Origin of the sequence: Microcoleus sp. S36a_B3 (genome assembly GCF_036700745.1) — a bacterium.
Lineage (GTDB): Bacteria > Cyanobacteriota > Cyanobacteriia > Cyanobacteriales > Microcoleaceae > Microcoleus.
The window spans coordinates 274,260-295,282 of sequence record NZ_JAUBPN010000001.1 but is presented as its reverse complement, the minus strand read 5'-3'; the positions used below and the strand labels follow the sequence as shown (position 1 = coordinate 295,282).

Below are 21,023 nucleotides of genomic sequence, written 5' to 3'. Positions count from 1 at the left end.
ATGAGGTTTGTAGTGAGGACTTGAGTCCTCAGAAATTGATCGGGACTAAAGTCCTCACTACGAACCTATTTTACCGCCGATCGCAAATTTTAGGTATTTGCTTCGGTTTTAGATCGATCGCCCACAGAGTCGATCGGCATTACCAATATCTTATCAACTCGGTTGCCGTCCATATCCACGACTTCGACTCGCAAACCGTTCCACTCAAAATGCTCCGCTGCTGTCGGAATTTTCCCCAAATTTGTAATCACAAAACCGCCCATTGTGTGGTAGCTACCCCTATTTTCTGACGATATTTCATCAATTCCAAATAATTCAAAGAAATCTTCAACCGGGAGCATTCCGTCTAACAGCCAAGAACCGTCCTCGCGCTGAACTGCTTGGGGTTCGTCGGCATCTTCTATTGAAGGAAAGTCGCCAACGAGTTCGACTAAAATGTCGTTAACTGTCACTAATCCTTGAATGACTCCGTATTCGTCAACTACTAAGGCAATTTGATTACTAGATTGCTTGAAAAGCTCTAATACTTTTAAACCGCGCGTGCTTTCAGGTACAAATAAAGGCCTGCGTAAAGAAGCACTTAAATCGAGGGGTTGACCGGTCAAAGTGCGAGACAGCATATCGGTAACGTGTACTAAACCGACAACATTATCGAGTCCGCCCTGACAAACAGGAAACCGAGAATGACCGCTGCCGAGCATTTTTTGGCGGTTTTCTTCTACTGAGTCGTCGAGGTCGAGCCAAGTAAGATCGGGTCGCGGAGTCATTAAGGCGCTGACTCGCCGATCGCCCAAACGAAAGACTCTTTCTACCATGTCTTGTTCGGCTTCTTCAAAGGTTCCGGCCTCGGTACCTTGCTCTATTAAAACTTTGATTTCTTCCTCTGTAACTTGCGGTTCTGTTGAAGGCACAATCCCCATAATCCGCAAGATTAAGTCAGTGGAATAACTTAAAACATAAACGGCGGGAGCGCCAATTTTGGACAGCATTCGCATCGGAATAGCGACACTGGAGGCGATCGGCTCAGGGTTGTTGAGGGCGAGGCGCTTCGGCACGAGTTCGCCAATAATTATGGTGAGATAAGTTATGGTTAAAATTGCGATGACTGAGGCGATCGCCCCTGAGTAGGGTTCCAAAGCCGGAATCAAGCGCAACAGAGGTTCTACTCTTTTAGAAATCGTCGTTTCTCCGAAAGCGCCGGACAGGATAGCCAGCAGCGTAATCCCGATTTGAACAGTCGGCAAGAACTGATTGGGGGCATTAGCCAGATCCAGCGCTACACGGGCATTGAGCGAACCCTGGTTTGCCATCTGTTGCAGTCTCACCTTCCGTACTGAGATGATGGCCATCTCTGACATCACAAACACGCCATTGAGGAAAACCAGCAGGAGAACAATCAGAAGGTCGGTACTTGGGGACATTTCTCAAATTATCGGTGGTAAAGGCGAAGCGCACTGCCCGGTTAGTCGATTTTAGATTTTAGATTTTAGATTTTAGATTTTAGATTGACTCCGCAGCCAGTATCTGGGGGATTTCCCTAATGTCTAAAATTTTTCGATCTTCACAACTTGAGTACGTGGCAGGGTATCCGTCTTTGGGTGCAGTCACAGGAGAGGTTTGGAAGCGGTCAATCTCGATCGCAAAATCGAAATTTTTTCTAAACCTGGCCCTATATTAACGGAACTGGCTCGATCGCGATCGCAAGTTCGAGATTTTTATAGAAAGCCTCTAGCAGAAATCTACCTGTAGTTGAGTGGCACTGCCAACAGCCGATCGCCACAATGATAGATGTTTGTCGTACAATCGAACTTACTTAGCAGGCCGCGGGGAAGAGCCTTCGCCCATCGGGGATTAAAATTAACAACCCATGACTTTCTCTTCAATAATTCGTACTTTGGGGCGATCGCCCCTAGCAACAGAACTTCTCAACAAGCTCAAACGGCATCACTGCTTGCAACTGGCAGGTCTAGCCCGCTTACCCAAAGGTTTGGTAGCTTCCGCCCTCGCCCAGGAAGAAGGGCGAAACCTGTTGGTTGTGACAGCAACCCTGGAAGAAGCAGGGCGCTGGGTAGCCTCTCTAGAGGCGATGGGCTGGCAAACCGTACATTTTTACCCGACTTCCGAGGCTTCTCCCTACGAGCTATCCTACTCCGACGAGAACGAAATGACCTGGGGACAAATGCAGGTGCTGGCGGATTTGGTGGACAAGCAAGAAAAAACCGCCAATCAGTCGAAGCCGATCGCCATTGTCGCCACAGAAAGAGCCCTGCAGCCTCATTTGCCACCTCGAAGTGCTTTTGAACCCTACTGTCTGACGCTGAAGCGAGGCGAAGTTCAAGACTCCAAGATACTTGACCGCCAACTGGCCTCGATGGGATACGATCGGGTGAATTTGGTAGAAATGGAGGGCCAGTGGAGCCGCCGGGGCGATATTGTCGATGTGTTTCCGGTGGCGGCGGAGTTGCCGGTGCGGCTGGAATGGTTCGGGGATAATTTGGAACAACTGCGCGAGTTCGATCCCTCGAACCAGCGATCGCTCGATAAGGTCGATCGATTAGTTTTAACTCCTACTAATTTTAACACAATTATTAAAGCAGTTTTAGCTGAAAAAACTCTTGACAAAATCAACAAATTAGGATCGAGTGACACAGAAAATGAATCTGAAAAATTTGTCCGCAGGCTGTTGGGTTTAGCCTTCGAGAAACCCGCGTCTTTGTTGGATTATTTGCCGGAAAATACCTTAGTTGTAGTTGACGAAACGCAAGGATGCGAAGGTCACAGCGACCGCTGGTTCGAGAATGCACAGGAACAATGGGAAAGTTGCAATCGGGAATCAGAAGCAGCAGGTGGTGAAACCGAAAGATTGCCAATTGCTAATTTAAAAGTTCCCAAAATTCACCGCACTTTTGCCGAATCGATGGCGGATGTCGCAGTTTTTTACAGGCTAGAAGTTTCAGAATTGACAGAAGATTCTGCTACTCAAAAAATTAAAAACTCCGCAGGGGGGGAGCAGCTATCGCCTCCGATTAATTTGGCCAGCAGGCCTGTGCCGGTGATGCCTCACCAATTTGCTAAACTCTCTCAAATGCTCCGGGAAGAGCGCGATCGGGGTTTTACGGTGTTTATGGTTTCGGCTCAACCGAGCCGCTCTGTTGCTCTGCTGTCGGAACACGACTGTCCGGCTCAGTTTGTGGTGAATCCTCGGGACTTTTTGGCGATCGACAAATTGCAGTTGCAACACGTTCCAGTAGCTCTGAAATACAACGGGCTGGCAGAATTGGAAGGGTTTATCCTGCCGACTTTTCGGATTGTTTTAATTACCGATCGCGAATTCTACGGCCAGCATTCTCTGGCGACTTTTAGCTATGTCCGCAAGCGCCGCCGCGCTGCTTCTAAAAAGGTTGACCCGCACAAGCTGAGTCCGGGGGATTTTGTGGTGCACCGCCAGCACGGAGTTGGCAAGTTTCTCAAGTTGGAACGCTTGACGATCGATCGGGAAACTCGCGAATATTTGGTGCTGCAATACGCTGACGGTACTCTCAGAGTCGCCGCCGACCAGTTGGGCGCGCTGTCGAGGTTTCGGACTGTTGGCGAGAAAGCGCCGGATCTCAACAAGCTGACAGGCCAAACTTGGGAAAAAACTAAGACAAAAGTTCGCAAAGCTGTTAAGAAATTGGCAGTGGATTTGCTGAATCTTTACGCTAAAAGAGCTAAGCAACAAGGTTATGCTTTTCCTCCCGATATGCCTTGGCAGCAAGAGTTGGAGGATTCTTTTCCCTACCAGCCAACGCCGGATCAGTTGAAGGCTACTTTTGATGTCAAACGTGACATGGAGGGCGATCGACCGATGGATCGTCTCGTCTGCGGCGATGTCGGTTTTGGCAAGACGGAAGTCGCTCTCAGAGCTATTTTTAAGGCGGTTACAGCGGGCAAGCAGGTGGCAATGCTCGCGCCGACGACAATTTTGACCCAACAGCACTATCACACCCTCTCAGAGCGTTTTTCGCCTTATCCGATCCAAGTTGGTTTGCTCAATCGCTTTCGCACAGAAACCGAGCGCCGGGAGATTCACAAGCGCTTGGCCACTGGGGAGTTAGACGTGATTGTCGGCACTCAAGCTGTTTTGAGCAAGGCGATTAAATTTCGCGATTTGGGCCTGTTGGTGGTGGACGAAGAACAGCGGTTTGGGGTGAAGCAAAAGGAAGCGATTAAAGCCCTGAAAACAGAAGTTGATGTGCTGACTCTGACTGCGACTCCGATTCCCCGGACTTTGTATATGTCGCTGTCGGGGATTCGGGAGATGAGTTTGATTGCGACTCCGCCGCCAAGCCGCCGCCCGATTCAGACTCATTTAGCCCCCTACGATTTGGAAGTTGTGCGGACTGCTATTCGTCAAGAGTTGGACAGGGGCGGTCAGGTTTTTTATGTCGTGCCCCGGATTGAGGGGATTGATGAGTTGGCGGATACTTTGCAAACAATGGTTCCGGGGGCGAGAATTGCGATCGCCCACGGTCAAATGGATGCTTCGGAACTAGAATCAATCATGCTGACTTTTAGTGCCGCTCAGTTCGATATTTTGGTGTGTACGACGATTATTGAGTCTGGTTTGGATATTCCGCGCGTCAATACTATTTTGATTGAAGACGCGCAGCGGTTTGGTTTGGGTCAGCTTTACCAGTTGCGGGGACGGGTGGGGCGCGCGGGGATTCAAGCTCACGCTTGGCTGTTTTATCCGAAGCAGAATAAGCTTTCGGATGCTGCAAGGCAGAGGTTGCGCGCTATTCAAGAGTTCGCGCAGTTGGGTTCTGGCTATCAGTTGGCTGTCCGGGATATGGAAATTCGGGGCTCTGGTGATGTTTTGGGTACGGAACAGTCCGGTCAAATGGAGGCGATCGGTTTTGATTTGTATGCTGAAATGTTAGAGGAGGCCATTCGCGAAATTAAAGGTCAGGAAATTCCGAAGGTTGAGGATACACAAATCGACCTCAGTTTGACGGCGTTTATTCCTGCTGATTATATTGGGGATTTGGATCAAAAGATGAGCGCTTACCGCTCTGTGGCTTCTGCTAATAATTCAGCAGATTTGCAGCAAATTCGGGCCGATTGGTGCGATCGTTACGGGCCCATTCCTCTGCCGGCCCAGCAACTGATCCGCATTGTCGAACTCAAACAAATCGCCAAGCAAATCGGTTTTTCTCGGATTAAACCGGAGAACAAGCAGCACATTGTTTTGGAAACGCCGATGGAGGAGCCTGCTTGGAATTTGCTCCAGGCTAATTTGCCGGAACATTTGCGCTCTCGTTTTGTCTACAGCAAGGGGAAGGTTACTATTCGAGGTATGGCGGTTTTGACTGCCCAAAAGCAGTTGGATAATTTGATTGATTGGTTGGGTAAAATGCAGGGCGCTTTGCCGGAAGCAATTTTTTGATTTTTAAGTGGTGTTAAGCGAACACTTGAATTTTCTCTCTGCCCTCTTTTGTCTTAATTCGGCTACGCTACTTCGACGGTGCTGTACAAGTCTGTACAAGTCTGGACAAATCTTCCCTGCATCCATTAAATCCGTGGAGCGAATCTATTGCCGAACTTCCTTCAGTCGTAGCACAAAGGATTAAAATAGTGAAAACGTTAGTGTGTGTTTTTTTTGCGATCGCGCTAGCGCAAGGAGTGCCAACGGTGGTTCAAGCTCAACAAATTATTGACCCGATCGATAGGGTTGTTAGTGCTGGATTGATGAATAAAGATCCTAGCGGTAATTTTAATGCTGATGGCCTTGTCAGCCGCGCTGATTTGGCGGTTATTTTAGTAAAAACTTTTGGTTTGGAACGACGGAAAACAGCTCAGAAACCAGATATGGAATTGCCGGACGTAGCTAAGAGTTACTGGGCTTACAGTGCGATTCAAACTGCTTTGAAAACGGGAACAATGAGCGGATATCGCGACGGAATGTTTTTCCCTAATCAAAGGGTGACTCGTGCTGAAGCTTTGGCAATTTTTGCTCAAGCCTACGGTGTTTTTCAGTTTCCCGACGCGACTGTTGGCGAGATTTTAACTAAGTATCCAGATGCAGGGGAAATCCCTAGTTGGGCTAGAAAGTCTATGGCTACTGCACTTTATGAAGGGTTTGTGAATGTTGATATTGGAACTAATAAAATTAATCCTTTGAAGCCGATGACTCGCGGGGATATCGCTTACGCTTTGAGCAAATATTTGGAGCGACAGGTAAGGCCAACTTCTTTACCAGTCCGTGACGAGGGGCCTCCGAATCGCGGCATGGGAAGGTAATATTTGTTCTGGATTAAAATTTAATTTTTGGGGATGCCAAAATGCCCGCGCCATCCCAGAGAAGTCCTAGGGTGCGATCAATTACCATAACAAAAACGGATCGCGCGTGCGTAATGCGAGTCCGCCAAAAGGAGCGGACTCGCATTCCGCACGCGCGAACTCATCTTACTGCTGCTAATCTTTCTTTCCTCTGCAAAAACTCGTGATATCAAATCCGGTAGCATCGGAATTATAAAATCGAGTCAGATCAAATCCGCGCTTCATAGTTCTGTATTCATCTCTCTCTTGTCTTCCTCTGTGTTCTCTGCGCCCTAGCGCCGGTTAAATCACCTGACGATGCTACCGGAAATGATATAATTCGGAATTAGCACCCTAGGGTTAGTTATTGTGTTTATAGAACCCATTTGATATCTTTGAGTTTTTGGGTTGGGTGATGAGAAATATAGAGAGAAACTGGTTTCTGAGATTTACGCAAGGGGCGAGAAACCGGGTATTCTTGGAGTTTTTAGTTGGGTGACGAGAAATATAGAGATCAACCCGGTTTCTGAGATTGACGCAGAATAGATATCAAATGGGTTCTATAAGGACGGGGCTTTAGACCCAATTTTTTGGTAAAAACAAAATAGCGGTATATATAAGTGGTATCTGTACCACTTAATATATACCGCTACCTATTAAACCGAAGCTGTGGCGGAGGAAGCTGATAATGCCCAAGCCTGGTTTGGTAAGTGTTCTAGGACGGAGAGGGTGGGATTTGAACCCACGTTAAGATTGCTCCTAAAGTAGATTTCGAGTCTACCGCATTCAACCGCTCTGCCACCTCTCCAATTAAATTGAGATGCGAGCTAGAAGTATCTTACCGCACAGTGCGCCACTTTGTAAATCCTTAGAGAAAAGAAGTTTGATTTTCTTCTGATTCCAGAGTCGTCTTAAATCCCGTTGTGGGTGTCCACTGAAGAGCTCCGTCGCGCCCCGTCCAAAAAATCCGGGTTTTGCTTTGGTGCAGTTTGGCTGCGGTTTCTGGGTCGATTTCGTCTGCAGAGGCGATCGCCACTTGCGGCCCAACTGCCTCCAATAACTCGGCTGTCAGGGTTTTTCCCGACCACAACAGCACTTGCGCCGCCTTGAATGTTCCTGCGGCTGCTAATCTTTTTGATAATATATTTTGGGATTCCGGTGTCATGTCACCGACAATCAACCAAGTACGCCCCCTCACCAATAATTCTACTACCGGAATCTCTGCATCCAAGAACTGCAACCGCGTCGAACCCAAATCGATGGTACTGTTAGTTTCTAAAAGAAAGTAAACGCCTTGCCGAGATTGCACAGCCGTCATAAATTTATCATCGTTGCCGCGGTGAATTTGTTTGGAATCTTTATTATCATAAAATGTTTTAATGGGCAAGCGTTCTAGTAATTTTCCCCAACCGCCGCTCAAACCTAAATGACCGTGAGTGGCGATCGCAAAATTCACAGAATTAATACCTTGCTTCTGCAAAAAAGGCAACACTGTAAACTTCACAGTATTTTCATCACCGCTATTAATTAGCGCCACTTTTCCCCGATCTTGAATTACCAAAACTGGATCGCCAGATGTCGCCAGCAAAGTAACTTGAAACACAGATGATTTAACGTGCCAAGCAGGCAAAACTACGATCGCAATTCCCGCCATTAGCGCCAGCGGGAAAATCCAAGCCGCAGAAATCCGCAGCCGAATAACTCTGGTTTTCGCCTGCTTCCCTCTCCCCTTTCCCTGATTTTTTCCTCTTCCTACTTCCTGCTTTCCTCCTTTTTCTGCCTTGCTTCTTCTATTAGTGACATCCCGTAGATCCGTTACATCCCGCACATTGCTCGTTGCCGAACTTCCCCCCAGCCAAACCCAACAGATTAAAATGTAAAGTGCGATTAACTGAAACACCGATACTTGACCGACAGCTACCGAATTACCTGGCAATTGTGAGAAATATTGGGCGATCGCAATTAAGCCCTTTGCCGGATAGTCCAGCAGTTGCGCCAAAACGCTTCCCGCCGGCGGAAAAATCAATCCTGCTAAAGCACTAACCATCCCGCCAATACTCAAAATCCACAGCAAAGGAGCCGCAATAATATTGACTAAAATGCTGTAAGGTGATACCACACTAAAAACGTAAAGTAGCAGCGGCAGCACCCAAACAGAAGCTGCGATCGGAACCACCACAATTGAAGCGATCGCGGGCGGCATCCAGTCCAACTTTGCCATCAGCGGCGGGGCTGTCACCACTAATCCCAAAGTAGCCAAAAAACTCAGTTGAAAACCTAAATCCCAAATCCACAAAGGGTTAACTAGCAGTAAAATAGTCGCAGCAATTAACAGCAATCCTAATGGCTTAACTTCGCGGCTTAACACCAAAGCAAATAATGTGCCAAATCCCATCAATGCGGCGCGGCAAATTGAAGCTTCAAAGCCTGTTAGTGCCACCAACAAAATTAAAGCGCCTACACCAAATCCAAATTGTAACTGTTTGGAAAAACCCTTGGTTAAAGCTATAACTAAAGCCAAAACCATTGAAACTTGAGTGCCCGAAGCTGCGATCGCGTGGGCCAATCCAGCTTGCACAAAATAGTCGCGGATGTTGTAAGGTAAATCGACGGTTTGTTTGCCGAGGGCGATCGCACTTATCAGCGGGCCTTCGGGAACATTCAAATGCGATAATTGCGATCGCGCGATCCGCATCCGCATCGCTTGAATTGGCGATGGCTGCATCCCGGTTGAGTCCCAGAAAGCGCCAGTTGTGCTGTTAACTCGATTGACATCGGCGATCGCCTTTTCTCTCTTCCAGTCAACCTGACGCCCTTTGAGCCCTGCAAAAGCCCCTTCTCGGGCTAAATATGCTCGAAAATCAAAAGCCCCCGGATTCGAGGGCGGCTGTGGTTTGTATAGCGATCCCACAACTGCGATCGTATTGTCGGCGTACAAGCCCGTTGCTTGCAGTAGAGGTACTGTAACGTAGAGTTTGCCTGATACAGGGCGGTTGACGACTACTCCTCCGTCGCTACCGTTGATTCCGCTAACTACATCTGTGTCTAGCCAAAATTGCGATCGGCCCGATCGGGTTAATCGAGGGTTACTCGCCACTCTACCGCGAACTGTCACTACGACTTCTTGAGTGTTTCCCTCCGCCGGAATCAATTTGCTGATGTCATTAATTGCCGGTTGGGGCGATCGAAATACCAAATAAAAGCTAGCTAAAAATGCCAGCAAACCCGCCATTGCCCAAACCCATTTTGCTCTCGGCAGCACCTCCAACAAACTCAATTTTTCCCTCGTCTCTAAGGGTTCTTCTATAGCATTTTTGGGAGTTCTGGTGCGTCTTTTTTTAGTAGTTTTAAAATGTTTTTTAGTATGCTTGAGCAACAACTTAGGCATCGCGATTGCGACGGCGATTCCCAAAGCTAGTATCGCGTATCTACCCCAAAAAACTCCTGTAGAAATCAATCCCAGAATGTAGGCTAGACAGAAAATGACACCCGTTGCTTGATTCATTAATTAGAAACTATGGAATAAGGCAGAAGGCAGACAAGTCAACATAGATCGTGTCCGATCTATTACCACAAGAAAAACGGTTTGTAGTGCGGGCTTGAGTCCGTAGTACGAACCTTAGTTATTGCGATCGATCGGACATGATATTAGACTTTCCGATCGCCTTTTTTTAAGAGATACTTTAATTCTCTTGTCCCCCTTTTTTTAGGAGGTGCCTGGGCGATCGAGTCTAATCTGAATCACAAAAGACTGGTATTGCGTTAAATAGACAGACCCAATTTTAAACCGAAAGCTGCGTGCAGTACCATAAGTGCTAAAGCCGTCGTGCCTAAATAAGCGTGAACCGCGCGCAGTGCTAGCTTGTTCCCGCCAAAACCAGTCAGCGAAATTAAGCTGCTAACAGCCAACAAAACCAGCACTGTCGAACCAGTCCAAAAATGCGGGCTTTCCATCACGGGCTGATGCTGCATCACCAGCGACAGCAGTCCACCAGTGTAGCCCAAAGCTAAAAATAGAAACATCCACGGTGCCAGCTTGCGGTGATCCGAGCGACTTTTGAGTGCGACATCTTTATCGGTGGCCAAACGTCCCTGCCATCCTGTATAGCCGACAAAACTGCCCATCGCGACTACCACGATCCCCATCATTACAGGGTGTCCCCAATGGGTAATTGGTTCGGGAATTCCCAGACTGCGAAATTGACTGGCGATGGGTTCTAGAAGTTCGCTGAGATTGATCATTTGCTTGAGATTCCTAACTTGGCGATCGCTAATTTTGGTTTAACCAACAACTTACTATAAATAGCAATATACCTATCGTGATTTTCAATCACTGTTTCCAGCCAGAAGTCTGTATAAAATAAAAGAACCGGACACAGGAGAAGTGTATTGCCTAGCCTCAGCAGAGGATCTGCCATTTTAGTTAATTTGAGCTGAGCAGTATCCAGTTTTTTGTCCCCACACCAGTAAGAGGATGCTATGGCAGACGGCGCTATGATTAAGCCTTACCGATTTTTGCAGCGAATTGCTCAACTGTTCGCCTACGCCTACTCAGCACTGATTTTCGGTTATTTGATTCTGAGACTGATCTTTTGGGACAGGCTGTGGCCGGTTGCCTTGATGGGGGATTTTGTTCCTTGGATTTTCTTGCCAATCTTCCTGCTGCCAATTCTAGGGTTTTTTCTCATAAAGAAACGCTGGTTCGCGATTGTTTCATCTGTGGCTAGCCTCTGCCTGCTGGGTTGGCTACACGTCGCCTACTTTTCTCCCCAGCCTGCGAACATCAGTGACTCCCAGCCAACCCTCAAGATTTTTTCTCTCAACCTCGGCTGGCATCGCAAATCCCGACAAGCTTTGGTTAACCTCATTCAGTCAGAAAAACCCGACCTCATTTGTTTGCAAGAAATTAACGAGGATTACGCCGAAGAAGTATTCTCTAAGTTGGCCGTATTATACCCGCACCACCTGGGGCGCGGATACCATGTGATTCTCAGCAGATATCCGATTCGCTCTTTCCAAAAGTTAAAGCTAGCCGGTGGGAACGAACCACAACAACGAGCTATTATCGAAATGAACCAGCAAGATGTAGTTCTTTATAACATTTCAACAACCCCACCGTGGTTTCGCCAGCATAAAATTTTGCCTTTTCTCAAAATCCCAGTTTACGAGTACGGCGACCGACCAGCACAAATTCAAGATTTAGTGCGGCGACTCCAGAAAGAAACGCTGCCGACTATTGCGGCCGGGGACTTTAATCTGACTGACCAGTCTCAAGACTACTATTATTTGAAAGCGGTTATGCAAGATGCTTTCCGAACAGCAGGACTGGGTTTTGGCTTTACTTTTCCTCACGGGTGGGATCTGAGTTTACTGGTTAAACAGTTAAACTGGAAATTAAATTTTCCCCTCGTGAGGCTTGACTATGTTTGGTATTCTCAGCACTGGGGGGCGAAATCAGCCAAGGTTTTACCGGCAATCGGTTCAGAGCATCTGCCGGTGGGGGCAGAACTGCGGATGCGACCGAAATTGGGACGAGTGTAGGGGTGCACAACACTTTTGTGGGCCAACCATAAGGGAATTGGTGTCAATTTAAGCTCCGGGCGAAAATCATGATGATGTTGGCGAATCCGTGAAGGGTGACACCCCACATTGGCTCCCGTCGCACCCCTCTTAGATTTTCAGTAATTGCCCGCAGTTAATTTTTCGGCGTTGCTGATTTATGGTATGAAAAGCTCAAGAGGAAAATCATACAAATGATTATTCACAAAGCTGCTGGATTTTCAACTGATTTTTTTTTCATACCGTGATTAAGCAACGCCAATTTTTCTATTACTCTTTCTCTTTCTTCTTCTTTGGCGTACTGGCATCTTGGCTGTTCACTATTAAACCCTCCCAAGGAAACCAAGTATTGATCCGCCAAAATTCTCATGGAATTCGTGGCTATCCAAACCAGGAATTTTAGACAAATGAAGCTGTTTTCAATCCAGCACACACTAATGGCTTGAATTAAGCCTTGCCGGCTTTGCATTTGACTTCTGAATCCCTCGTTGGTCATACTCCTCGGTCTGCGATTCACCCAATCTTCACAGCCTCATCATCGATCTGGATGTCAAATTTGACCTGCCTGCTCAAAGTTAATTTCAATTCCTTGACTTTTGAATGCCAAAGTGGGAAATTAACATCGCAGCAGACGAGCAGTAGCACTTCTACATTTTGTTTGTTGATCGCTCTCAAGGGAGAGTCAATTGCAGCACCAAAAAACTAGGGGTTCCAAGTTTGAGGCGAATTGCATAAACTATGCCGTCTGACTGGTGGGAGTTCGATCGACTCAGCGCTAAACTGAATGTCTGAAGGCACTCTCAAAGCACCCTTGTCGGTTGAGCTACCATCAGTCTACAACCTTTAAATCCTCTCAATTAAATCGTTGGGGGTTGCCGTTGTAGCAGACAAGCACCGAATTTCGGGCTTAACCTACCTCGGAACCGTACCATCGCTAAACTCACGGCGCCGTCGCCAAAGTAGCTTCCGCAGGTTGGATGTGATACTTCACCAGATTTGCCAGTTCTTGTAACTGACTAATCGCTTCGGCACCTTCGAGTTTCATCAGTTCGCGATCGTCCCGCATCTCAGTCCAAGTGATACCGTAATCTGACACTAAAAATCGAATCAGATGGTTGTCCGTCAAACTGACCATAAATGAGGCACTGTTCATCTGACCCCCGCAAGTGTAGCAGGATGCCAAATAACCCCTACGCTCTAGCACGATCGCCAAAGCCTGAAGGTTCATTACCAAATCTTGGACGAATTTACGGTGTTGTTCTGCAAGTCTCAGAAACACAGTTGTTCTCCTATCACCACGCCGTGTATTTTACACCCAATTTAATAATTTCTTAAGTATTGGGTATTTAGGTGCTGGTTCAGTATATGTTTAGTATGCTCAAAAAAAATCGAATTAGCGACCTCTTCAGCTTACTTATACTAGATTAACCGAGTTGCGAGCGCAACTAAGTATCAGCAGCGACATTCAGCCAAAACAGGCTTTCCTCCGGGACTCCAGCCTCAAAAATATCCTACAATGACGGTTGATTCAGCCCTCGGACAGGCCAAAGATACAAATAACTAATCATAGCAATCGGGTTAGTTAAGAATAAGAGTTCAATCGCCCTGGGGATATTCCTCCCAAAGTGTCGTAGTCTGCCGCAAGCTCAGAAAATCGCCATTTCCCAAGATCAAGTGATCCAGCAGCGGAATCGACAAAAACTGCGCTCCCGCCAGCAACTGTCGCGTCAAAGCAATATCCTCGGGGCTCGGATCGACAATTCCCGAGGGGTGATTGTGCGAGATAATCGCCCGCGTCGCCCCTTGGCGGATCACTTCTCTAAATATATCCCTCGGGTGAGCTAAAGTTTCGGTAGCTGTGCCGATCGTAATTACCTGAGTTCCCAGCAGCCGATTTTTTACATCCAGCAGCACCACAGCAAAACGTTCCTGAGACTGCCACATCAAATCCTGACTCAGAGCATCCGCAGCCGCTTGGGGAGAGTCAACCACAGCCATTTCCGGCGGTCGCGACTGAAACACCCGTTTCCCCAACTCCACCGCAGCCAAAATCGAAGTCGCCTTAGCAGGGCCAATCCCGTGAATTTGAGTCAACTCCTGAACGCTAATACTGCGGAGCACCGCCAGAGGGTCACGGGAATGCAAACTCAACTGATTTAAAATATACTGTCCCAGCCCGACGGCCGAAAGTTTACCTGGCCCCTGACCAGTACCGAGCAAAATCGCAATCAATTCCGCCGTCGCCAAACTTTTCGGGCCGCCCGCCATCAGCCGTTCCCGCGGCCTTTCGCTGGTTGGCAAATCGACAATTCTGAGGCTATAAGTCATAGATGCACTCTTTACCGCAAGCTCAACAATTAGATCATGTTAGCCGATCGATTTGCGTTCTTCACATCAGTAAGATTACCGAAAAAATCCCAGGCCTTAACTGATGTTTTTGGCGATCGTAATTTTCGTGAAAAAAACCGATTTATCGCCCTAACCTGGCATAACTCCTGGTAAAATTTTTCGTAACGCTGCCACAAAAGTGAGGTGTACGGGCAGCTACGTTCAGCGCAAAGGTTCGCTGACCATAGATTCTTGGCATTGAGTTGAGGCTAGCAGCGCCGAAGCAACTGGCTGCGGCGGCTTAGGTGCTGTCACTCCCACCAAAACAAACGAAACTGCCATCAAAACGCCGTATAAACTTATAGATAGCTTGCGATCGCCCATTCCCACCCATTGCGGATTCACCAGACCCAGACAAAAAGCTGGCATTGAAAACATAAAAGTTAAAACAAACAAGCTAGACATCACAGCACCTCCGACTCGCTAACTCCACCGATCAATTACTTCTCTCTTCCATTAACCCATCAAAAATCCGCTAAAAAAAGTTGTAATTGATGATTTATGACTTGGGAAGTATTCCCTGTTACTAAACAATAAAAAAATCAGTTAAATCTACTACTTGAGGTATATGTTAAAAGAATTAATAGCTTTTGATATCATCAATAAATCACGTTTAAAATAGACACTAAATTTCTCAATCAAAATATGCAAGTCCGCTTTAACGTAGTCCGCCAAAATCAAAACGAGGCTCCCCGCGTTCGCGCTTACACCCTAGAGGTGGAAGAAAGCAATACCATCCTAGACTGCCTCAACAGTATCAAGTGGGAACAGGACGGCACTTTAGCTTTTAGGAAAAATTGTCGCAACACAATTTGCGGCAGTTGTTCAATGCGAATTAACGGGCGATCGGCCTTAGCTTGCAAAGAAAATGTCGGTAGCGAACTCGCCAGACTGCAAAAAATAGCTAATTCCAGTTCAGCAGAACAGCCTGCCGATTTTATCCCAGAAATTACCGTCGCCCCAATGGGAAATATGCCGGTAATTAAAGATTTGGTTGTTGATATGACCAGTTTTTGGGACAACCTAGAAGCAGTGGAACCATATATCAGCACCGCCTCCCGAGCAATTCCCGAACGGGAATTTCTGCAAACTCCCGAAGAGCGATCGAAACTCGACCAAACAGGCAACTGCATCCTCTGTGGCGCGTGCTATTCTGAGTGCAACGCCCGCGAAGTCAACCCGGAATTTGTCGGCCCCCACGCCCTCGCGAAAGCTTACCGCACGATCGCCGATTCCCGCGATAGCGAAACCGAAAACCGGCTCGAAAAATACAACGAAGGTACTTCCGGCGTGTGGGGATGCACTCGCTGTTATTACTGCAACTCGGTTTGCCCGATGGAAGTTGCGCCGATGGATCAAATTGGTAAGATTAAACAAGAGATTCTCGATCGCAAAGACGACCAAGCTAGTCGATCGATCCGCCACCGCAAAGTATTGATCGAACTCGTCAAAGAAGGCGGTTGGATAGACGAGCGCAAATTTGGGATCGAAGTAGTAGGAAACTACTTCCGCGACGTTAAAGGTTTGTTCAGTCTCGGCCCCTTGGGCTTGAGAATGATCGCTCGCGGCAAATTTCCCCTGTTTTTTGAGCCTTCCGAAGGTACCGAAACTGTGCGGAATCTGATCGAATCGGTTCAAAATTTAGAAAATTCAGCAGATTAGCTATCGGCTGTCATTTTCCGGTAAATTGGAAGTTGTGCGATCGCAAAACTTCCCAAAAATCTTGTTTCAAAACTCGCCACTCAAAACATTTAAATGACTGCTAAAACACCTCCATCTCCCCAACCAACAGCCCCAAATACCCCAACACCAGCAGCACCAGCCTTTGGCTGGAATGCCTACTCCGAAAGAATCAACGGACGATTTGCGATGGTGGGATTCGTGGCACTTTTGCTGCTAGAATTCTTCACGCGCCAGGATTTTTACACTTGGCTCGGCCTGCGTTAAATCGATCGCCATCTGCGCTAAAAATGCTAGGAAACCTGCTTATTTAACGATTCTATGGCTGTCACCAAGTATTTTTGTTAAAAGACTCGGTTTCTGGCAACCCATGCGTAATATCAAATCAGTTAGCATCGGAATAGTAAATTCAGGCGTTGACTGTTGACTGTTGACTGTTAACATCATGTATGAGTGTAACTGGAATTGATATAATATCGTGTTCGATCGGCGATCGTAACAAAAACTGTTCGTAGTGCGGAATGCGATTCCGCACTACGAACCAATTTTATCTTTTTCAATCGATCGCACACGATATAAAAAATAGATAATTATCTATTTTTTACCTGAATCTCTGCTTTATCAAAGCGGGAATAGAGTTAAGTTGTTGCAAATTTAACCTGTAATTGTGACCCTGGTTTGTAACTCGCAGATCGAGGAATTTTAGAAATAGATAATCGATTTCGAGACAATTAATCTGGTGCTGTTTCGCGGACGGTCAAACTGTACTTACCTCTACCTTTGGGAGGCGCATCGTAAGCATTGACAATGACGCGGTAGCGACCGCTCGCAGATAAGGTAACAGTCAGCTCTGAATTGGAATTTTGCTGCGTGACATCATCATTTTCTGCAAGTAGCTCGCCCTTGGAGTTGAAAATAGCCAGATAAGTATCAAATTCGCTACTTTCTACGCTAATAACCACTTTCTGACCCTGATTCCCTTCAAAGGTATACTCGTCGTACAAACTGCTGTCAGAGGGCAGTACAGAAGACTTAGCAGGGCTGAGTTCTCCCTTTTGATCTAATATGACCTTAGACGAAGCCCCTGCTGGACTTGGCGAAGGTTCGACAGTTGGACTCAGAGTTGGCGAAGGCTTGGGGCTTGCTTGAGCTAGAACAGCTTTGCTTGTAGAACTCGCATCAGGTGAATTTTGAGGCAATTCTGCTGAAATGAGGGTAGAACTGTTGTTAGCAACTCCTTGGGAGTTTGAAACTGGCACCGAGAAAGTCGGCTTGCTAGAAAAAGTAGCTAGTAAAGCAATTGGCGCGATCGCCCAAAATCTAAATTGACGCATGAATTACCTCGATTTGCAACGAAGGAAGAAGGAAGAAGGAAGAAGGAAGAGGGAAGAAGGAAGAAGGAAGAAGTTATTAGTTATTGGTTATTGGTTATTGGTTATTGGTTATTGGTTATTGGTTATTAGTCATCAGGAAGAAGGAAGAATAAAAATAATTCGACCAATGCCCACCCTTCGACTTGCTTCGACTTGCTTCGACTTGCTTCGGCTTCGCCAGCGGACAAGTCGTGATCGGGCAAGATGCCCTGTTTTGCCAATGCCCAATGCCCTGTTTTGCCAATCCCTCCGCTTCGCTGGGGCCAATTCCCAATGCCCTGCGCGGGCCAATTCCCAATGCCCTGCGCGGGCCAATTCCCAATGCCCTGCGCGGGCCAATTCCCAATGCCCAATTCCCAATTCCCAATTTTCAACGGACAGTTAGAGTATAACGACCCCGGCCCGAAGCATCAAAAGCATTGACAACTACGCGGTAGCGACCCGTAGCGGGCAAAGTAACACTCAGAAACGCATTTTTAGTCGCATCGCTCACATCGTCATTTTCTGCCAGCAATCGGCCGTTGGGGCTAAAGATAGCCACATAGGGATCGAAATCTGTACTTTCTAGGGAAATGGTTACAGACTGACCCGATCGACCTTCAAAAGTATACTCGCGATACAGACTGTTGTCAGACGGCAATACCGGGCCGCCTGCGACTAAAGCGCCTTCTTCTTGCAAAATCGCCTGAGAAGGTGCTGTAGAAGCACTCGCTTTCAGTTCTAACGTATAAGCCCCGGACTGCCTAGCTTGGTAGGAATTTGCCAGTAGGGTGTAAGTGCCGTCTGCTGGCAGCCTGAGCGTTATTTTGGCGTTTTTACTACCTGCACCGTCATCGTCTTGCGCGATTTCGCGCTGGTTGGGCCCGAGTAAAATTAAATAAGGGTCAATTTCTTGACTTGTCATTTCAATTGTGATTTCCTGGCCCGCTTTTCCTTCAAAGGAGTAGAGGTCAAAAAAGCTGTTGTCTGCGGGGAGAACGCTAGACTGGGTGGTGAGTTTGCCGCTCAGGGCGGGCCCGTTTAACGCAACTTTTTGAGGTGATTTGTTGCCAAAGGGCGATCGCCTCTGAGCAACGCGGGGAGCTCGCCCTTCTCGCACGGCTGTCAGGAAATCGGGTACTTTGTCTGCTGAAATTGCAAAACCAATACCGATATTGCCTCCACCTTGACCGCGAGTAAAAATAGAAGTATTGACGCCGATTAATTCTCCAGAACTGTTGAGCAGCGGGCCTCCTGAATTGCCGGGATTGATGGCTGCGTCGGTTTGAATTAAGCCCCGCTGCGGATCAATGCGGCTGACTATTCCGACTGTCAAAGTACCTTGAAATTGACCGAAGGGATTGCCGATCGCAAATGCTTGTTGTCCGACTTTCACCGAACCGGGACGGGCGATCGGAATTGTGGGCAAATTGTTTTGACCGCGAATCTTTACGACCGCTAAGTCTAGACCATCTTCGCCGAATCCGACGACATCGGCGACAACTTTTTTGCCGTCTGACAGAATTATATTCACCGTACCGCCTGCGGAAACAACGTGGGCGTTAGTTAACACCATGCCGTCGGGGCTGATAATTGTGCCGCTACCGTTAGATTTATCTGTATCGACGGTGACAACCGCCGGACTTGCTTTTTCGTAAACTCGAATGTTGATTTGTTCTTCGGCATTATTTTGGGCGATCGCACCTGGGAAATGCACCGAGTTAAATTCCTTTAAATCAGCCTCCGGCCGCCCCGGGATCGCCGCAACAACCGCAGCAGGGCTGGCTGCAACCCCAATTGTGACAATTCCTGATACTGCTAAACTTAAAAGTTTGAAATTCATGGTCGTGAATTAGTATTTAACTGCCAACAGGTAGCAGTTAGCTTTTCGGGCTAATGCTAACTGTTACCTCTAATTATTTTAGGACTTGCGCGAGGGTATTGAAAAATTGAAAGTTGAGATTGCTTGAATTTTTCACCTGCGGCTGGGTTTTGGGAGAATTGGTCGATCGCCACAGGGTGAGTTTTTTGTTCGTAAACTACGAGGTTCCAACAGTTTCGGCAATTCTAGAATCGAGTGGGCGATCGATATAATGAACATTAGCTTGCCGCACCTTAGCATCCTCATTGCCATAGAAAAAAGACAGCAAAGCAAAACGCTGCCCGCTAATCACCGGTGTTGCTTCGTGCAGCAGAGAACACGAAAAAATAATCGCCGTACCAAAATCCCCTTTATAACCGTGCGGCGCGTACTCAGGAAACCGCAAAAATCCCCCCGTATACTCCGCCGGATTCAAGTTGAGAGTCATCGCAAATCGGCGGTGCATAGTACCTTTGCTCGTATTGTCGCGGTGCGGCCGGAAATAACCGCCGCTCTCAGCATCGTAACAGCCCACCAAATACCGTTCAAACCTAGTAATTGTAAACTGGAAAGCTTTTTCAACTTCCGGCTGCACCCGGCGCAAAATAATCGCACTCAATCGCTGCTGCAATTCGGCGTCTTCAATATAGAAATCCCGGCGTTTCTTAAAATTATCGTCATGAATGCCAACAGTTTTCCCGTCTATTTGCCTCATAAAGCCCGAGGGACTGCCACCGTGAGTTTTGTATAAATCGATCAAAGCGCCGCAAGAAGCTTTGTCTAAAACGTTAGGAATTACTAAGACGGGGGCGTGTCGAGTAGCTTGTCGGGCTGTCTCTAAGGGCGGCAAATTTTTGAGAAAATCCAATACTTGCAGCGCGTGTTGGTGGGGATCTCCCATCGGGACAATGTTAATTACCTGAAGGTTTTCGTTGAGAACAAAAGTTTGAGGTGCATAGTGAACTCCGGCTACTCCATTTTCTTCGATATCTCGGCAAACGCCGTACTCTTGGCTGAGTTTTTTATCAAAATCCCAGAAAAAGATGAATGACGGAGCAATTGTTGTCCGTCTGTCTTGTTCTTGGTCTTGGTCTGCAGCATCAACGCTAACTCCGAACAGCGGTACTTGCAAGTTTTGGAATTCTGCTGAAAGTTCTTCAAAGCTTTTGAGCATAACTTGAATTTCTGCGAAAGCTGTGCTGGCAAAGAAAAATAGCACAGTTCGTCGGCCGCCAACCGTCGAAAAATGAAATAAGGGGTTATTGGAGGCAGCTATGGAAAACCAAGGCGCGGGATCTCCTATTTGTAGTATTGGCATATTGCTGATTCGAGGTTTGAGATTTCATATTTGAGACCTTTATATTTTTTGTTTGTTCCACAAGTTGTATTTTGGGCGATCGCACAGGTTTGTAGTGAGGACTTTAGTCCTTCTCAAATGCGAACCAAATTCCTTGCTACAAACCTGCAAAAAACGTTGCTTGGGAATATCATTAAATATTTTAAATAGTGTTTCTTGTATTAGTTTTTATTTTTATTTTACTTAATCTAGCTAACTTGATATTCATATTTTGGTGTTATTTTAAAAATATCATAATGTTTGAAAACATAGCATTCTTCCTAAAAATCGGATGAGGTATTGACCGAGGAAGCATCTGGTGTTTTGTATTAAGAGTGCTGTCCCCGATCGCGATTTGTACAAAACTCGCTCTTCGGGGACAGCACTCAAGCAAAAAAATAATTTTTACAATGCAGGAAATGCTTCCTTGACCGATCGATCCCTCAATCCTTCAATCCTTCAATCCTTCAATCTTTCAATCTCAACTTGTTGAGAAAGGCTATAAGTAGATGGGCATCGATAAACGCAACTTAATATTTTGCCTTGC

At 46.9% G+C, this 21,023-nt stretch carries 18 protein-coding genes and 1 tRNA gene; 6 read left to right on the top strand and 13 right to left on the bottom strand.

Features of this window, described 5'->3' with window-relative positions; genetic code table 11:
• Positions 1-89 precede the first annotated feature (89 nt).
• The gene (locus QUA01_RS01315) at positions 90-1,421 is read right to left on the bottom strand and encodes a hemolysin family protein (protein WP_333089797.1); all 1,332 of its coding nucleotides are present in this window, start codon (positions 1,419-1,421) and stop codon (positions 90-92) included.
• A gap of 446 nt (positions 1,422-1,867) precedes the next feature.
• On the opposite strand from QUA01_RS01315, the gene mfd reads away from it, so the two are divergent.
• The gene (gene mfd / locus QUA01_RS01310; protein ID WP_333089798.1) at positions 1,868-5,428 is read left to right on the top strand and encodes a transcription-repair coupling factor; all 3,561 of its coding nucleotides are present in this window, start codon (positions 1,868-1,870) and stop codon (positions 5,426-5,428) included.
• A 200-nt stretch (positions 5,429-5,628) separates the two neighbouring features.
• Entirely contained in the window at positions 5,629-6,282 is a 654-nt protein-coding gene (locus tag QUA01_RS01305) for an S-layer homology domain-containing protein (RefSeq protein WP_333089799.1), read from the top strand.
• Between the two features lie 739 nt (positions 6,283-7,021).
• Here QUA01_RS01305 and QUA01_RS01300 read toward each other — a convergent pair.
• The 4 genes from QUA01_RS01300 to QUA01_RS01285 form a co-directional block, all read right to left on the bottom strand.
• Positions 7,022-7,108, bottom strand: a tRNA-Ser gene (locus tag QUA01_RS01300).
• Positions 7,109-7,168: 60 nt separating this feature from the next.
• The gene (locus QUA01_RS01295) at positions 7,169-9,805 is read right to left on the bottom strand and encodes a ComEC/Rec2 family competence protein (protein ID WP_333088779.1); all 2,637 of its coding nucleotides are present in this window, start codon (positions 9,803-9,805) and stop codon (positions 7,169-7,171) included.
• A 257-nt stretch (positions 9,806-10,062) separates the two neighbouring features.
• Complete coding sequence (locus tag QUA01_RS01290) at positions 10,063-10,542, bottom strand: DUF4079 domain-containing protein (RefSeq protein WP_333088777.1); 480 nt, start codon at positions 10,540-10,542, stop codon at positions 10,063-10,065.
• The gene (locus QUA01_RS01285) at positions 10,539-10,718 is read right to left on the bottom strand and encodes a hypothetical protein (RefSeq protein WP_333088776.1); all 180 of its coding nucleotides are present in this window, start codon (positions 10,716-10,718) and stop codon (positions 10,539-10,541) included. Before QUA01_RS01285 ends, QUA01_RS01290 begins: the two co-directional genes overlap by 4 nt.
• Positions 10,719-10,779: 61 nt before the next feature.
• Between QUA01_RS01285 and QUA01_RS01280 the strand changes: the two genes are divergently transcribed.
• Positions 10,780-11,841 carry an endonuclease/exonuclease/phosphatase family protein gene (locus tag QUA01_RS01280; RefSeq protein ID WP_333088773.1) on the top strand — a complete coding sequence of 354 codons (1,062 nt, stop codon included), beginning with the start codon at positions 10,780-10,782 and terminating at the stop codon, positions 11,839-11,841.
• A gap of 220 nt (positions 11,842-12,061) precedes the next feature.
• Here the strand turns inward: QUA01_RS01280 and QUA01_RS01275 are convergent, their stop codons facing one another.
• The 4 genes from QUA01_RS01275 to QUA01_RS01260 form a co-directional block, all read right to left on the bottom strand.
• On the bottom strand, positions 12,062-12,355 hold the full coding sequence (locus tag QUA01_RS01275) for a hypothetical protein (protein WP_333088771.1): 294 nt from the start codon (positions 12,353-12,355) through the stop codon (positions 12,062-12,064).
• A 444-nt stretch (positions 12,356-12,799) separates the two neighbouring features.
• Complete coding sequence (locus QUA01_RS01270) at positions 12,800-13,138, bottom strand: DUF1815 family protein (RefSeq protein WP_333088770.1); 339 nt, start codon at positions 13,136-13,138, stop codon at positions 12,800-12,802.
• A gap of 317 nt (positions 13,139-13,455) precedes the next feature.
• Positions 13,456-14,187, bottom strand: a complete 732-nt coding sequence (gene radC, locus QUA01_RS01265) for a RadC family protein (RefSeq protein WP_333088769.1) — start codon at positions 14,185-14,187, stop codon at positions 13,456-13,458.
• Between the two features lie 222 nt (positions 14,188-14,409).
• The gene (locus QUA01_RS01260) at positions 14,410-14,652 is read right to left on the bottom strand and encodes a hypothetical protein (RefSeq protein WP_333088767.1); all 243 of its coding nucleotides are present in this window, start codon (positions 14,650-14,652) and stop codon (positions 14,410-14,412) included.
• A 240-nt stretch (positions 14,653-14,892) separates the two neighbouring features.
• Here QUA01_RS01260 and QUA01_RS01255 point away from each other — a divergent pair, with 240 nt between their 5' ends.
• Together QUA01_RS01255 and QUA01_RS01250 are read left to right on the top strand one after the other, a co-directional pair.
• Positions 14,893-15,909, top strand: coding sequence for a succinate dehydrogenase/fumarate reductase iron-sulfur subunit (locus tag QUA01_RS01255; protein WP_333088766.1), 1,017 nt, complete (start codon positions 14,893-14,895; stop codon positions 15,907-15,909).
• A 93-nt stretch (positions 15,910-16,002) separates the two neighbouring features.
• The gene (locus QUA01_RS01250) at positions 16,003-16,194 is read left to right on the top strand and encodes a chlorophyll a/b-binding protein (RefSeq protein WP_333088762.1); all 192 of its coding nucleotides are present in this window, start codon (positions 16,003-16,005) and stop codon (positions 16,192-16,194) included.
• Positions 16,195-16,658: 464 nt separating this feature from the next.
• Here the strand turns inward: QUA01_RS01250 and QUA01_RS01245 are convergent, their stop codons facing one another.
• Positions 16,659-17,261, bottom strand: a complete 603-nt coding sequence (locus QUA01_RS01245) for a DVUA0089 family protein (protein WP_333088761.1) — start codon at positions 17,259-17,261, stop codon at positions 16,659-16,661.
• Here QUA01_RS01245 and QUA01_RS01240 point away from each other — a divergent pair.
• The gene (locus QUA01_RS01240; protein ID WP_333088760.1) at positions 17,253-17,390 is read left to right on the top strand and encodes a hypothetical protein; all 138 of its coding nucleotides are present in this window, start codon (positions 17,253-17,255) and stop codon (positions 17,388-17,390) included. The genes QUA01_RS01245 and QUA01_RS01240 overlap by 9 nt on opposite strands.
• Here QUA01_RS01240 and QUA01_RS01235 read toward each other — a convergent pair.
• The 3 genes from QUA01_RS01235 to QUA01_RS01225 form a co-directional block, all read right to left on the bottom strand.
• Positions 17,387-17,674: a hypothetical protein gene (locus QUA01_RS01235; protein WP_333088758.1), complete on the bottom strand. Its 288-nt coding sequence runs from the start codon at positions 17,672-17,674 to the stop codon at positions 17,387-17,389. The genes QUA01_RS01240 and QUA01_RS01235 overlap by 4 nt on opposite strands.
• On the bottom strand, positions 17,671-19,122 hold the full coding sequence (locus tag QUA01_RS01230; RefSeq protein ID WP_333088755.1) for a trypsin-like peptidase domain-containing protein: 1,452 nt from the start codon (positions 19,120-19,122) through the stop codon (positions 17,671-17,673). The genes QUA01_RS01235 and QUA01_RS01230 overlap by 4 nt, the downstream gene beginning before the upstream one ends.
• A 196-nt stretch (positions 19,123-19,318) precedes the next feature.
• Complete coding sequence (locus QUA01_RS01225) at positions 19,319-20,458, bottom strand: 2OG-Fe(II) oxygenase (RefSeq protein WP_333088753.1); 1,140 nt, start codon at positions 20,456-20,458, stop codon at positions 19,319-19,321.
• Positions 20,459-21,023 lie beyond the last annotated feature (565 nt).